The organism is Sphingomonas sp. Leaf32, assembly GCF_001421765.1.
Lineage (GTDB): Bacteria > Pseudomonadota > Alphaproteobacteria > Sphingomonadales > Sphingomonadaceae > Sphingomonas.
The window spans coordinates 318,746-333,385 of sequence record NZ_LMLA01000001.1 but is presented as its reverse complement, the minus strand read 5'-3'; the positions used below and the strand labels follow the sequence as shown (position 1 = coordinate 333,385).

General features: G+C 69.6%; 12 protein-coding genes. 7 read left to right on the top strand and 5 right to left on the bottom strand.

Features of this window, described 5'->3' with window-relative positions; genetic code table 11:
• From prsK to ASE83_RS01530, 4 genes are all read left to right on the top strand, one after another.
• Window positions 1-2,055, top strand: a complete 2,055-nt coding sequence (gene prsK, locus ASE83_RS01545) for an XrtA/PEP-CTERM system histidine kinase PrsK (RefSeq protein WP_055786876.1) — start codon at window positions 1-3, stop codon at window positions 2,053-2,055.
• Complete coding sequence (prsR, locus tag ASE83_RS01540; RefSeq protein WP_055786879.1) at window positions 2,052-3,407, top strand: PEP-CTERM-box response regulator transcription factor; 1,356 nt, start codon at window positions 2,052-2,054, stop codon at window positions 3,405-3,407. The genes prsK and prsR overlap by 4 nt, the downstream gene beginning before the upstream one ends.
• Window positions 3,391-5,448, top strand: coding sequence for a tetratricopeptide repeat protein (locus tag ASE83_RS01535; RefSeq protein WP_055786882.1), 2,058 nt, complete (start codon window positions 3,391-3,393; stop codon window positions 5,446-5,448). Before prsR ends, ASE83_RS01535 begins: the two co-directional genes overlap by 17 nt.
• A 150-nt stretch (window positions 5,449-5,598) precedes the next feature.
• Window positions 5,599-6,408, top strand: a complete 810-nt coding sequence (locus ASE83_RS01530; RefSeq protein WP_055786885.1) for a DUF815 domain-containing protein — start codon at window positions 5,599-5,601, stop codon at window positions 6,406-6,408.
• A 198-nt stretch (window positions 6,409-6,606) separates the two neighbouring features.
• Here ASE83_RS01530 and ASE83_RS01525 read toward each other — a convergent pair whose 3' ends face one another.
• The gene (locus tag ASE83_RS01525; RefSeq protein WP_055786889.1) at window positions 6,607-8,376 is read right to left on the bottom strand and encodes an ATP-binding cassette domain-containing protein; all 1,770 of its coding nucleotides are present in this window, start codon (window positions 8,374-8,376) and stop codon (window positions 6,607-6,609) included.
• 104 nt (window positions 8,377-8,480) lie between these two features.
• Between ASE83_RS01525 and ASE83_RS01520 the strand changes: the two genes are divergently transcribed.
• From ASE83_RS01520 to ASE83_RS01510, 3 genes are read left to right on the top strand one after another with little or no spacing between them, the layout of a single operon-like run.
• The gene (locus tag ASE83_RS01520; protein WP_443024301.1) at window positions 8,481-8,777 is read left to right on the top strand and encodes a hypothetical protein; all 297 of its coding nucleotides are present in this window, start codon (window positions 8,481-8,483) and stop codon (window positions 8,775-8,777) included.
• 21 nt (window positions 8,778-8,798) lie between these two features.
• Entirely contained in the window at window positions 8,799-9,488 is a 690-nt protein-coding gene (locus ASE83_RS01515; RefSeq protein ID WP_055786895.1) for a response regulator transcription factor, read from the top strand.
• A 10-nt stretch (window positions 9,489-9,498) separates the two neighbouring features.
• The gene (locus ASE83_RS01510; RefSeq protein ID WP_055786898.1) at window positions 9,499-10,866 is read left to right on the top strand and encodes a sensor histidine kinase; all 1,368 of its coding nucleotides are present in this window, start codon (window positions 9,499-9,501) and stop codon (window positions 10,864-10,866) included.
• A 166-nt stretch (window positions 10,867-11,032) separates the two neighbouring features.
• Here the strand turns inward: ASE83_RS01510 and ASE83_RS01505 are convergent, their stop codons facing one another.
• The 4 genes from ASE83_RS01505 to pdxH form a co-directional block, all read right to left on the bottom strand.
• Window positions 11,033-12,019: an LLM class flavin-dependent oxidoreductase gene (locus ASE83_RS01505; RefSeq protein ID WP_055786901.1), complete on the bottom strand. Its 987-nt coding sequence runs from the start codon at window positions 12,017-12,019 to the stop codon at window positions 11,033-11,035.
• Between the two features lie 298 nt (window positions 12,020-12,317).
• Window positions 12,318-13,103 carry a PhzF family phenazine biosynthesis protein gene (locus ASE83_RS01500; RefSeq protein ID WP_055786905.1) on the bottom strand — a complete coding sequence of 262 codons (786 nt, stop codon included), beginning with the start codon at window positions 13,101-13,103 and terminating at the stop codon, window positions 12,318-12,320.
• On the bottom strand, window positions 13,103-14,059 hold the full coding sequence (locus tag ASE83_RS01495; RefSeq protein ID WP_055786907.1) for a cation diffusion facilitator family transporter: 957 nt from the start codon (window positions 14,057-14,059) through the stop codon (window positions 13,103-13,105). The genes ASE83_RS01500 and ASE83_RS01495 overlap by 1 nt, the downstream gene beginning before the upstream one ends.
• Window positions 14,056-14,631, bottom strand: coding sequence for a pyridoxamine 5'-phosphate oxidase (pdxH, locus tag ASE83_RS01490; RefSeq protein ID WP_055786909.1), 576 nt, complete (start codon window positions 14,629-14,631; stop codon window positions 14,056-14,058). The genes ASE83_RS01495 and pdxH overlap by 4 nt, the downstream gene beginning before the upstream one ends.
• Window positions 14,632-14,640: the final 9 nt, after the last annotated feature.

The following is a 14,640-nucleotide window of genomic DNA, read 5'->3' as shown; positions in this document are numbered from 1 at the left end:
ATGCTGACCGGGGTCGTCGTCTGGGGTCATGCCATCGCCGCGCTGCTGTTCGGCGCGCTGGCGTTCTGGAGCGCGCGGCACGGTCCGGCCGATGGCGCGCTGCCGCGTCGCTGGCTGTCGGTCGCGCTGGCGCTGACCGCCTTGTGGGCGCTGGCGGTGGCGGGGGTCGCCAACGACCATCCGGCGACGCACCTGCTGGCGGGGCTGCGCACGCTCGGCTGGCTGGTGCTGCTGTTCGCGATCCAGCAGCGTACCGATCAGGCGGGACCGGAGGCGCTCGGCCGGACGATGGCGTACGGTGCGATCGCGGTGGTCGACGTGGCGCAGGTGCTGCTCGAATCGCTGGCCACCACCGCCGATAATCCCGCCGTCGCCGCCGTGATCGGCAATGTCGCGACGGTCCTCGGCATGTTGGCGGCGCTGGGCGCGCTGCTGCTGCTGCACGGCCTGTTCCGCGCCACCACCTCGGCCGCGACCCGGCTGGTGCTGGTGACGATGGGCGCGTTCTGGCTGATCGACGTCAACAGCGCCATCGCCAGCTATCTCTTCGGCGGCGCGCCCGAGGAACTGATCGCGGCGCGCGGCGCGGCGGTGGCGGGCATGGCGCTGCTCGTCGGCCTCGCGCTGTCGCGGCCGGGTGACGGCGGGGTGCAATTCTCGCGCACCGCCACCTTCCACACCCTGTCGCTGCTCGGCCTCGTCGTCTATTTCGCGATCACGATCATGGCGACCAGCCTGATCGAAGCGCTGGGCGGCGAACATGCCCGGGTCGCGCAGACGGCCTTCGTGTTCGGGTCGACCGTCGCGGTGCTGACCGCCGCCTCGTCCGGCTGGCTGCGGGCCTGGATCAAGGTGAAGCTGGTCAAGCACCTGTTCCAGCACCGCTACGACTATCGCGCCGAATGGACCCGCTTTACCGAGACGCTGGGCGAGCCGAAGGGCGGCGCGCCGCTCGACGAACGGCTGGTGAAGGCGGTCGGTGACCTGATCGACGCGCCCGCCGGGCTGTTGCTGGTCGCCGACGGCGACACGCTGGCGCTGCAGGCGTCGTGGTGCTGGGATGCGCAGACGCTGCCCGACGACGACGGCGGCAGTGCGCGGCTGGCGTCTTACCTGCGGACGACCGGCCGGATTCTGGAACTCGATTCGATCCGCAGCAGCCCCGACGATCCCGACCGGGCGGCGGTGCCCGATGGCCTGCTCGCCCATCCCGAGGCGTGGGTGGTCGTGCCGCTGCCGCATCTCGGGCGGCTGACCGGCGCGATCCTGCTCGCCCGGCCGATCCTTGCCCGCTCGCTCGACTGGGAGGATTTCGACCTGCTGCGCATCGCCGGGCGACAGGTCGCGAGCTACCTGGCTGAGGAACGCGCCCAGTCCGCCCTGTCCGAAGCGCGCCGGTTCGAGGAGTTCAACCGCCGCTTCGCCTTCATCCTGCATGACGTGAAGAACATCGTGAGCCAGCTGAGCCTCGTCGCGCGCAACGCCCCGCGCCATGCCGACAATCCCGAATTCCGCGCCGACATGGTCGCGACGCTGAACGAATCCGCGACGCGGATGAACGACCTGCTCGCCCGCCTGTCGGAACGCGAGGTCCCCCGCATGGAGGCGCCGCGCGCCGTCGCGCTGGCGACGATCGCCGCCCAGTCGGCCGCCCGCTTCCGGGCGCGGGGCGCGGTGGTGGTGGAGGGAGCGCGCGACCTGCACGCCGCCGCCGATCCGGCGCGGTTGCAGCAGGTGCTCGACCATCTGGTCCTCAACGCGCTGGACGCCGGTGGCCACGATCCGGTGCGCGTGCTCCTGGGGCAGGCCGCCGACCGCGTGTGGCTCGACGTCATCGATACCGGGCAGGGCATGACCCAGCAATTCGTCCGCGACGACCTGTTCCGTGCCTTCGTGTCTTCGAAACCGACCGGCTTCGGCATCGGCGCGTTCGAGGCGCGACAACTGGCCCATGCGATGGGCGGAACGATCGAGGTGGAAAGCCATCCCGGGCGCGGCACGCGGTTCCGCGTCACGCTGGCGGCGGCGACCCCCACGCTGGAGCAGGCGGCATGACGACACGCAAATGCCTGTTGATCGTCGAGGACGATGCCGGACTGCAACGCCAGTTGCGCTGGGCCTATGAAGGCTATGACATCGTGGTCGCGGGCGACCGCGATGCGGCGATCGCCGCCGTCCGCGCGGAGGAGCCGCAGGTCGTCACCCTCGACCTCGGCCTGCCGCCCGATCCCGACGGGGTCAGCGAAGGCTTCGCGACGATGGAAGCGATCCTCGCGATGAAGCCCGATACCAAGGTGGTGGTGGCGAGCGGCCATGGCGACCGGTCGAGCGCGCTGCGTGCCATCGATCTGGGCGCCTGGGATTTCTATGCCAAGCCGATCGACATCGACGCGCTGGGCCTGATCGTCGCGCGCGCCTTCCACGTCCATGCGCTGGAGGCGGAGAACCGCCGGCTGGCGGAGCGGATCGAGGGGCAGGCGGTGCTGGGCGGCATGATTACCGCCGCGCCCGAAATGCTGAAGGTCACGCGGACGATCGAACGCGTCGCCCCCGCCGACGTGTCGGTGATGCTGCTCGGGGCCTCTGGCACCGGCAAGGAATTGCTGGCGCGCGCGGTCCATGACGCCTCGCGGCGCAAGCGCGGCAACTTCGTCGCGATCAACTGCGCCGCCATCCCCGAAACGCTGCTGGAAAGCGAGCTGTTCGGCCATGAGAAGGGCGCGTTCACCGGTGCGGTGAAGACGACCGAGGGCAAGATCGAACAGGCGGCGGGCGGCACGCTGTTCCTCGACGAGATCGGCGACGTACCCTTGCCGTTGCAGGTGAAGCTGCTGCGCTTCCTGCAGGAACGGGTGATCGAGCGCATCGGCGGGCGCAAGGCGATACCGGTCGACACGCGGATCGTCTGCGCGACGCATCAGGACATCGACAGTATGGTCGCCGAGGGCAGGTTCCGCGAGGACCTCTATTACCGCCTCGCCGAGATCGTCGTGCGCATCCCGTCGCTATCGCAGCGGCCGGGCGACCCCGCGCTGCTCGCCCGCCATTTCCTCGACCGCCACGCCGCGCAGATGGGACTGGGGCAAAAGCGCTTCGCCCCCGATGCGCTGGCCGCGATTGAGGCATGGGGCTGGCCCGGCAATGTCCGCGAGCTGGAAAACCGGGTGAAGCGCGCCGCGATCATGGCCGATGGCAAGGCGGTGACCGCCGCCGATCTCGACCTCGCCGGCCCCGACATGGCGCACGGGCCGATCAACCTGAAGGCGGTGCGCGAGGCGGCGGACCGCTCGGCGATCCGCTCGGCGCTGGCGCAGGCGCAGGGCAATATCTCGGGCACCGCGCGCCTGCTCGGCATCAGCCGCCCGACCCTCTACGACCTGATGAAGAGCTATGACCTGCAACCCTGATCGATCGATCCGCGCGCTGTTGGGCGCCGGCGGCCTTGCCGTCGTCGCCGTGGCGCTGGCCTCCCTGGGCGGGGTGTTGCCCGCGCGTGCCGATGGCGCCGCCGCCCGGACGAAGGTCGCGCAGGCGCTGGCGCAGTTCCAGGCCGGGCACTGGACGGTGGCGCGCGACCGTGCCCGTGCCGCGACGGCAGCCGATCCGGCCTCGGGCTTCGCGCTGGCGGTGCTGGCGCGCACCGAACTGGCGCTGGGCGATGGTGCCGCGGCGCAGGCCTCGCTCGATCGCGCGACCAAGGCGGGGTTCGATCCCGCCCGCGCGCACCAGCTTTATGCCCATGCCCGGCTGTTGCAGGGCGATCCGGCGGGTGCGGTGGCGGAGGCGAACCGGGCCGCGCCACGCTATCGCGGCTATGCCACGACCATCCGCGCGCAGGCGGTAGCGGCGGGCGGCGATGTCCGCGCCGCGCTGTCGACGCTGGAGGCACGGGTCGCGGCGGCACCGGGCGATGCGATGGCGTGGGTCGCGCTCGGCCGGCTGCGGCAGGATGCGGGCGACATGGTCGGCGCGATCAATGCTGGCGCGGCGGCGGTGCGGGCCGACCCGGCCTCGCCCGACGCGCTCCGGCTGCGTGCGCAGACGATGCGGACGCAATATGGCTTGGTCGCGGCGCTGCCGTGGTTCGAAGCGGCACTGGCGCGCGATCCTCAAGCCCATGACACGCTGATCGACTATGCCGCGACGCTGGGCGATGCCGGGCGCGCGCGCGACATGCTGGCGGCGGTGCGCCGGGCGATGGCGGTGCGGCCGGGCAGTCCGCAGGGGCTGTACCTGCAATCGGTGCTGGCGGCGCGGGCGGGCGATATGGCAACCGCGCGCAGCGTGCTGGACAAGGCGGGGCGGGGGCTGGCCGGGGTGCCGGGCGCCCTGCTGCTCAGCGGCTCGATCGGCCTTGCCGCCGGCGAAGCGGCGCAGGCGGCGATCCCCTTACGCGAACTGGTCGCGCGGCAACCGACCAACATCACCGCGCGCAAGCTGTTGGCGTTGGCGCTGCTGCAAAGCGATTCGGCGCGCGAGGCGTTCGACGCGATCCTGCCGGTCGCCTCGCGCGGCGATGCCGACAGCTATACGCTGCTGCTTGCCGGCCGCGCGCTGGAGCGGATCGGCGACCGCGCCAATGCCGCGCCGCTGTTCGACCGGGCGGCAGCTCTGACGCGCGGGCGATCGGGCGCGTTCGCGACCGGGGAGAATCTCGCGACGCTGGCGAACGAAGCGTCGGCGGCACCGGGCAATCCGGCCGCGGCGCTGCCCTATGTCCGCGCGCTGTCGGCCGGCGGCGATGCCGCGGCTGCGCTGGCGGCGGCGCAGGCGCTGGCCGATGCCAATCCGGGGTCGCCGGTGGCGCAACTGGTGCTGGGCGATGCGCTGGCGGGCGCAGGGCGGATGGGCGATGCCGCCACCGCCTATGGCCGCGCCGCAGCCACCCGCTTCGACGAAGCGACGATGCTGCGGCTGGTCGACGCCCGCGACCGCGCCGGGCAGCGCGATCAGGCGAGCGCCACCCTGTCGCTGTTCCTGACGCAGAACCCCGGCAACGTCGCCGCGCTGCGCCTGCTGGGCGCATGGCAGGTGGCGGCGGGCGAGCATGACGCGGCGATCGAGACGCTGGAGTCCCTGCGCGAGCGCGTCGGCGACCGCGATCCCGCCGTGCTGGCGTTGCTCGCCTTCGCCTATGCCGCCGTGGGCGAGCCGGAGGCGGCGCAGGGCTATGCCGGCGCTGCCTATGCCCTCGCGCCGTCCAACCCGATGACCGCCGATGCGCTTGGCTGGGCGCTCTACGCCGCCGACAATATCGGCGCGGCGGTGCCGCTGGCGGTGAAGGCGGTGCGGCTGGCGCCGGGCGACGCCACGATCCGCTGGCACATGGCGCAGATCGCCGATGCCGCCGGCAACCGCCCGGTTGCCATTGCCAATGCCCGGATGGCATTGGGCGATGCGGGCTTCGCCGACCGGGCGGCGGCGCAGGCGTTGATCGCGGGCGGCTGACCCGAGCCTCCAACCGACCGCCGGCAACAAACGTTACCCCAGCGCAGGCTGGGGTCTCCTGCGGCGGATGCGCCGCCTTTGCCACGGGGAGATTCCGGCCTGCGCGGGGATGACGTGCGTGGTGACGGGGTTTGCGCTAGGGGCGGGGGCATGACCGATCCGCTGATCCGCATCGCCGAGGCGCTCGAACGCCTGTCGCCGCCACCGCCACCCGCCGCCGATCCGCTGACCCATCCCGCCTATGGCTGGGACGGAACGGTGTTGCGCGCGGCGCGGGGGTTCCGGCCGCTGGCGCTCGACCGGCTGGTCGGGATCGATGCGCAAAAGGCGGCGCTGACCGACAATCTGGCGCGGCTGGCGGCGGGCGCGGCGGCGCATGACGTGCTGCTCTGGGGCGCGCGCGGCACCGGCAAGTCGGCGCTGGTCAAGGCGGCGGTCGGGCAGGTGCAGGCGGAGGGCGGCGCACTGGCGCTGGTCGAGGCAGCGGCCAATGCGCTGTCCGGGTTGCCGCGCCTGTTCGCGATGCTGTCCGACGTGCCGCGCGCGTTCGTGGTGTTCGTCGACGATCTGGGCTTCGACACCCCCGCCGACGGTCGCGCGCTACGCTCTTTGCTGGAGGGCGGGGCCGAGGGACGGCCGGGCAATGTCCGCCTGATCGTCACCGCCAACCGCCGCCATCTGGTCCCGCGCGACCTCAAGGAACAGGACAGCGCCATCAACCCGCGCGACGGCATCGACGACGCCTTGGCGCTGGCCGACCGGTTCGGCCTGTCGCTCGGCTTCCACGTCGTCGACCAGGATCACTATGTCGCGATCGTCGAGCGTTACTGTGCCGCCTACGACCTGCCGTTCGACGGGCAGGAAGCGATCAACTGGGCGACGAAGCGCGGCAGCCGCTCGGGCCGCGTGGCGTGGCAATATGTGACGGAGCTGGCCGGCCGGCACGGGAAAGCGGTGTAGGGTTCACGCGAAGGCGCGGAGACGCGAAGAGGACTTCAAGCGCGGCAGCGCCTTCACCTGACCCAAGGGCCGGGAAGGAAGGGCGGCAGACGCCGCCGGGCGCAACCCCCTCCGCGTCTCCGCGCCATCGCGTGAATCCATCTTCGCTGTCGGCGGGCGTCTCGATAGTGGAAGCGCCTCTCCCCGTGCCGGGGAGGATTACGCCTCGGCCATCTCCGCGAGCGCCAACCAGCGCTCCTCCGCCGCGTCCTTCTCGACCCGCGCCTTCTCGATTTGCGCGTTCAGCGCCGCGAACCGCTTCGGGTCCTTCGCATAGAGCGCCGGATCGGCAAGCAGCGCCTCGTCACGTGCGATCGCCGCTTCCAGTTCCTCGATCCGCTTTGGCAGGATGTCGAGGTCGCGCTGGTCCTTGTAGCTCATCTTGGTCGACTTGGGCTTGGGCGGCGCAGCCTCGACCGGCTTCGCCTTGGGCCTGGCCGCGCTGCGTTCGCGCCGCTTCGCCACCCAGTCGGCGTAGCCGCCCGGCACGACATCGACATCGCCGCTGCCGTCCATCCCAAGCGTCACCGTGACGGTACGGTCGAGAAAGTCGCGGTCGTGACTGACGATCAGTACCGTGCCGGCATAATCGCCGATCACCTCCTGCAACAGGTCGAGCGTTTCGAGGTCGAGGTCGTTGGTCGGTTCGTCCAGCACCAGCAGGTTCGACGGTCGGGCGAACTCGCGCGCCAGCAACAGCCGCGACCGCTCCCCGCCCGACAGCGTGCCGATCCGCGCCTCGGCGATCGACGGATCGAACAGGAATTCCTTCAGATAACCGTGAACGTGCTTCTTGGACCCGTTGACCTCGATCCAGTCGCCGCCATCGGCCAGCACGTCGCGCACCCGCTTTTCCGGGGCCATCAGCTTGCGCTGCTGGTCGATGACGATCCCGTCCAGCGTCTGCGCCCGCATGATCCTGCCCGAATCCGGCTCGAGATCGCCGGTCAGCAGCCGCAGCAGCGTCGTCTTGCCCGCGCCATTGCCGCCGACGATGCCGATCCGGTCGCCGCGCCGCACCCGCAGCGAGAAGTCCTTGAGCACGGTGCGGTCGCCGAACGCCTTGGTCACATGCTCGGCATCGATCACGACCTTGGTCTTGGTATCGTCCGCCTCCACCGCCAGCTTGGCGGTGCCCTGCGGCCCCTGCATCGACGCCCTGAGCGCGCGCAGTTCGTGCAGCTTTTCCAGCCGGCCCATGTTGCGCTTGCGCCGCGCGGTGACGCCGCGGTGGAGCCAATGCTCCTCGATCTTCAGCTTGGCGTCGAGCCGTTGCGCCGCGCGCTCTTCCTCGGCGGCGGCCTGTTCCATCCACGCCTCGAACCCGCCGAACCCGATTTCCGCCCGGCGGATACCGCCGCGATCCAGCCATAGCGTCGACTTGGTTAGCCGCGTCAGGAACGTACGGTCGTGGCTGATGACGATGAACGCGCCGTTGAAGCGGTTCAGCCATTCCTCCAGCCATTCGATCGCCGACAGGTCGAGATGGTTGGTCGGTTCGTCGAGCAGCAGCACGTCCGGATTCTCGGCCAGCGCGCGGGCGATCGCCGCCCGCCGCCGCTCGCCGCCGCTGGCGGTCGCCGCCTCCCGGTTCAGGTCGATGCCGAGCTGGTCGGCGATGGCGTCGACCTCATGCTCGGCCGGCGCGCGCGGCCCGCGCAGCGCGAAGTCGCGCAACGTCGCATAGCCATCGACCTGCGGGTCCTGTTCGAGCAGCACGACATGCGTGCCTGGCACGATCGTCCGCCGCCCTTCGTCGGCATCGATCGCGCCGGCGATCAGTTTCAGCAGCGTCGTCTTGCCCGCGCCGTTGCGTCCGATCAGCGCCAGCCGGTCCCGCTGCCCGACATGGATGTCGAGTCCGCGAAACAACCAGCCATTGCCCTGGATCAATCCAAGGCCCTCATAGGACAATATCGGTGCAGCCATGTGTGGCAGGTAAGCCGCAGTCGCGAACGAAGCAAGTTACGCCAGCCTGTCTGCCCTATTCACGGGCTGTTCAACGCTCCCCCCCTATGCCACGCCCTATGTCGATGATCGTTCGGTTCCTTGGTCTGGGATTGCTGGCGGTGTCGGGAAATGCGCAGGCATTGCCCGACCAGGTGCTGCGCGATCACCAGGCGGCGCGCGCCGCACGGGCCGAGGGCCGCATCCTGCCGATGCGCGAGATCGAACGCCGGGTCCTGCCACAGATGCGCGGTGCCCAGTATCTCGGCTTCGACTATGATCCCGACCGCGGGATTTACACGCTCAAGTTCCTGCGCGATGGGGCGGTGATCTGGGTCGATGTCGATGCGCGGACCGGGCAGGTCACCGGCCGCAGCCGTTAAACACATAGGGGAGAACAGTCGATGCGCGTCCTGATCGTCGAGGACGAACCCAATCTCGGCCGCCAGCTGCGCGCCACGCTGGAGGGCGCGGGCTATGCCGTCGACCTCGCCACCGATGGCGAGGAGGGGCATTTCCTGGGGTCCACCGAAACCTATGACGCGATCATCCTCGATCTCGGCCTGCCCGAGGTCGACGGGCTGACCGTGCTCGACCGCTGGCGCAAGGAGGGGCGCACCGCCCCGGTGCTGGTGCTGACCGCGCGCGACAGCTGGTCGGACAAGGTCGCCGGGCTGGATGCCGGCGCCGACGATTATGTCGCCAAGCCGTTCCAGACCGAGGAACTGATCGCCCGCCTCCGCGCGCTGATCCGTCGCGCCTCGGGCAATGCCTCGGCCGAACTGACCGCCGGCGACATCCGGCTCGACACCCGCTCGGGCAAGGTGACCAAGGCGGGCGAGCCGGTGAAGCTGACCGCGCAGGAATATAAGCTGCTCAGCTACCTGCTGCACCACAAGGGCAAGGTCGTCAGCCGCACCGAGCTGATCGAGCATATCTACGACCAGGATTTCGACCGTGATTCGAACACGATCGAAGTGTTCGTGACGCGCATCCGCAAGAAGCTGGGCGCCGACGTCATCACGACGATCCGGGGTCTCGGCTACAGTCTAGACGAACCGGGCGCGCCGAAGCCGGCGGGCGCGGAGGACTGATCGGCGCGCCATGGCGATCGGCACCGATCCTGCCCCGCGCACCTATGTCCGGGTGACGGGATCGCTGTCGCGGCGGATGATCGTCGTCGCGGCGCTGTGGATCATGCTGCTGCTCGCCGGCGGTGGCTTCGCGCTCGACCGGGTGCTGGTTTCGGCGGTCACGCGCAACACCGATGACGGCCTAGAATATCTCCTCAACTCGCTGATCGTGTCGGCGGAGATCGATTCGACCGGGGAGGTGACGTTCAACCGGCAACTGTCGGATCAGCGGTTCCTCGAACCCTATTCGGGTCTCTATTGGCAGGTGAGCGGGCCGGGGCACGAAACCTGGCCGTCGCGCTCGCTGTGGGACCGCAAGCTGCCGGTCGATCGCAGTCGCTATACCGACGTCCATATCTATGACGCGAAGCCCTTTCCCGACCAGAAGCTGCGCATCGTCGAACGCGACCTGACCCTGCCCGGATCGCCGACCGTGTGGCGGTTCCAGGTGGCCGAGTCGCGCGACGTGCTCGACGGGTTGATCGCCGCATTGCGCAAGACGCTAGTACGATCGTTCGCGCTGCTCGGGCTGGGGCTGATCGTCATGGCGACGCTGCAGACCTGGTACGGCCTGCTGCCGCTCCGCGCCGTCCGCGACGCGATCGCCCGGCTGCGTGCGGGGCAATCGGCGCGGGTCGAGGGATCGATGCCGGCCGAGGTCGCTCCGCTGGTCGAGGAACTGAACGCGCTGGTCGAACATAACGACAAGCAGGCGGAGGAAGCGCGGCGCCATGCCGGCAATCTCGCCCATGCGCTGAAGACCCCGCTGACCGTCATCATGAACGCGTCGGCTGCCGGGCAGGACGATCTCGCCGATACCGTCATTCGCGAAGCGCGGACGATGCGGCGGCAGGTCGACCACCACCTCGCCCGTGCCCGCGCGGTCGGACGACGCGGATCGGCGCACAGCCGGGCGGACGTCTGGGAATCGGTCGAGGCGGTCGAGCGCGCCGTCGCCCGGCTCTATCCCAATGTCCGCATCGACGTGGACGGCAAGAAGGACCTGATCGCCCGGATCGAGCGGCAGGACCTCGACGAAATCCTCGGCAATCTGGTCGAGAACGCTGCGAAATATGGCGGGGGCAGCGTGTTCGTGACCGTGCGCGCCGATGCCGGCTTCGTCGAACTGCTGGTCGAGGATGACGGGCGCGGCATTCCGGAGGCCGACCGGCTGCGCATCTTCGACCGCGGCGTGCGGCTGGATTCGGGGAAGCCTGGCACCGGCCTCGGCCTCGCGATCGTCCGTGACGTGGCGGAGATTTACGAGGGCACCGCTTCGCTGGAGGAGAGCGAGGATTTGGGTGGGCTGCTGGTGCGGCTGCGCCTGCCGGCTGCGTGACCTTCAAATCCCGTGTTCGATACGCCAGTTCCGCAAACCGTTCGTCCTGAGTAGCCATTGAGCTTGTCGAAATGGCGTATCGAAGGACTTGTGCCAGTGCTTCGATACGGGTCTTCGGCAAGCTCAGCCCCTACTCAGCACGAACGGGTCGTACTTTCGTAAAGCCCTACAACCCCCGCATCGCCGCCGCCGCGATCGACGCACTTCGCTTGCGCGCCGCCGGATCGAACATCGCGCCGGTGACGATCACCTCGTCGACCTGCGTCCGCTCGATAAACGTCGCCAGACCCGCCCGCACCGTCTCCGGCCCGCCGATCGCCGAACATTCCAGCACATGATCGAGGATCGCATTACCCTGAGTCCCGATCCGCTCGCGATACCCCGCGACCGGTGGCGGCAGCTCGATCGGCTGGCCGGTGCGGATCGCGACGAACATCTGTTCGGTCGAACTGGCGAGCAGCCGGGCTTCGTCGTCGGTATCGGCCGCCAGCACGTTGAACGCGGCGGCGGCGTACGGTTTGTCGAGCACGGCCGAGGGGGTAAAGTTGCGCCGATACACCTCCAGCGCCTGATCGAGTGCCGCCGGCGCGAAGTGCGAGGCGAACGCATAGGGCAGCCCCAGCATCGCCGCCAGCTGCGCGCCGAACAGCGACGATCCCAATATCCACAGATCAACCTTCGCCCCCGCGCCCGGCACCGCGCGGATGCCGGTGCGGCCGTCATCGGCGAAATAGCTTTGCAGCTCGACCACATCCTGCGGAAAGGCGTTGGGATCGCTGTCCAGCGTCCGGCGCATCGCGCGCGCCACGATCTGGTCCGATCCCGGCGCCCGGCCCAGCCCGAGATCGATCCGCCCCGGATGAAGCGCGTCGAGCGTGCCGAACTGTTCGGCGACGCTCAGCGGCGCATGGTTGGGCAACATGATGCCGCCCGCACCTATGCGCATCGTCTTGGTCGCGGCGGCGATGTGGCCGATCACGACGGCGGTCGCCGCGCTGGCGATGCCGGGCATCCCATGATGTTCGGCCACCCAGTAGCGGTGGAACCCTTCCGCCTCGGCATGGGCGGCAAGGTCGGCGGCGGCGGCCAGCGCCTCGGCCGGGGTGCCCCCCTGCCGGACGGGGACGAGATCGAGCATCGAATAGCGGGTCATGGCAGAGAGATGGGGTGTCGGTTGCGGAATGCTACCGAAGCGTTGCTTGGGGGTGGTGGGGAAGAAATTGGATCACGCGGAGGCGGGGAGGCGCGGAGAAGAAGATTGGTTTTCGCGCAGAGGCGCAGAGGACGCAAAGGGGGAACAGTGGTCGTTGCACCGTCTTCTGTGCAAGCGGCCGCTTAACGCGGTTCCAGCGAACGCAGCGTCTCCCGATCGCAAATGATCTCCAGAAGCGCGCCCTCTCTGCGGCCTCCGCGCCTCCGCGTGAACCAGCTTTGTCTGAAGACTCGATCGATCAAACCAGTATTTCGCCCCGCATCACCGTCACGCACTGCCCGCCCAGCACCGCGCGGTCGCCGTCCAGCGTGCAGGTCAGATGCCCACCCCGCGCGCTCGCCTGGAACGCGGTGAAGCTGTCGCGGCCAAGACGTTCGGCCCAGAACGGGGCGAGCGCGGCATGGGCCGATCCGGTCACCGGGTCCTCGTCCACGCCCCAGGCGGGTACGAATACGCGACTGACGACGTCCGCGACATCGCCCGGCGCGGTGACGATCGCCATGACGTGACAGGCCGACAGCGCCGCCATGTCCGGGGCACAGGCACGGACCGCCGCCGCGTCGGGCAACAGGATGATGCTGGTCTCCTGCGCACCCGCGATGCTGGCGAACACCTCACCCTCGCAGCCCAGCGCCGCCAGCAGCGCCGGATCGGGCGCCGCCGCCACCCGCGTCACCGGGAGGTCGAGCGTATAGCCATCGCCCGCGCGCCGCACGACCAGCACGCCCGCCTTGCGCGTGGCGAAGCGCACCACGTCGCTTGTCCCCATCAGCACATGGCCGCTCGCCAGCGTCGCATGGCCGCACATCGCGATCTCGACCGTCGGCGTGAACCAACGCAGTTCGTAGTCGGCCTCGCCATCGGTCATGGGAACCGCGAACGCCGTCTCCGACAGATTATGCTCCAGCGCGATCGACTGGAGCAGCGCATCGTCGGGCCATGCGTCGAGCAGCATCACCGCCGCCGGATTGCCCGCGAACGGCCGGTCGGCGAACGCATCGACCACGGTGAACGGCATCGCCATCACAGGCTCCCCACGCGCTTGCCGAACCAGTGCGGCGTCACGTCCGCCTCGACCAGCGGGTTGTCGGTGTCGACATGGCCTTCGGGATCGAGGTGGATCAGCACCTCGACCTTGGGGAACGCCTGTCGCAGCGCCCGCTCCACGCCCTCGACCACGTCATGCGCCTCGGCCACGGTCATGTCGCGCGCGACCTCCATGTGGAACTGCGCGAAGTCGTGGCTGCCCGACCGGCGGGTGCGAAAGTCATGGATGCCGCGCAGGCCGTCCTGTCGGGCGGCGACGTCGAGGAATGCCTGGCGCTCCTCTTCCGGCCATTCCTTGTCCATCAACTGGTCGATGGCCTGGCTCGACGCCTGGAACGCGCCCCAGCCCAGCCACAGCGCGATCAGGATGCCCATCACCGGATCGGCGCCGCGCAGCCCGAACATCTGGTCCAGCACCATCGCGACGATCACTGCCAGGTTGAGCAGCAGGTCGGACTGGTAATGAACATTGTCGGCGCGGATCGCGACCGATCCGGTGCGGTCGATGATCGATTTCTGGTACGCCAGCAGTGCGAAGGTCGCGAGGATCGCGATTACCGACACGCCGATGCCGAACTCGACATCCTGCGTCTCGCCCGGCGCGCCAAACGCGGCGATGGCGCGCCACCCGATCCCCGCCGCCGATGCGGTGATGAGCATGACCTGGAACAGCGCCGCCAGCGCCTCCGCCTTGCCATGGCCGAACCGGTGGTCGTGGTCGGCCGGCGTCGCGGCCAGGCGCACGCCATAGAGCGTCACCAGCGAGGCGAGCAGGTCGAGCGCGGTGTCGGCCAGACTGCCCAGCATCGCGACCGACCCGGTATGCCATGCGGCAAACCCCTTCAGCCCCAGCAGGAACAGGGCCATCGTCACCGACGCGATGGCGGCGCGGGTGGCGAGCGGGATCACCCGCCTGCGTTCGGTCTCGGTCACGGGAACAGCAATCCTTCGCTCCAGCCGCCCTCGGTGGCGGTAAAGACGCGGCGTTCGTGCAGCCGGTGCGCCCGGTCCTGCCAGAACTCGATGGTCCGGGGCGTCACCCGGTACCCGCCCCAGAAAGGCGGGCGCGGCACGTCCTGCCCCTCGAACCGCGCCTGCACCTCGGCGAAGCGCGCTTCGAAGGTTTCGCGGGTATCGAGCGGGCGCGATTGGTCCGATGCCCATGCCCCCAGCTGCGAATCACGCCCGCGCGACGCGAAATAGGCGTCGGATTCGGCGTCGAAGGCCAACGTCACCGGCCCCTCGATCCGGATCTGCCGGCGCAGCGATTTCCAGTGGAACAGCAGCGCGGCGTGCGGATTGGCCGCCAGATCGGCGGCCTTGCGCCCTTCGCGATTGGTGTAGAACACGAACCCGTCGCGGCCATGCCCCTTCAGCAACACCATCCGCACCGATGGCCGCCCGGCCGCATCGGCGGTGGCGAGCGCCATCGCATTGGGGTCGTTCGGTTCGCTCGTCTGCGCCTCGGCGAACCACTGGTCGAACAGGTCGAAGGGATCGGTCATGTGCCGCCC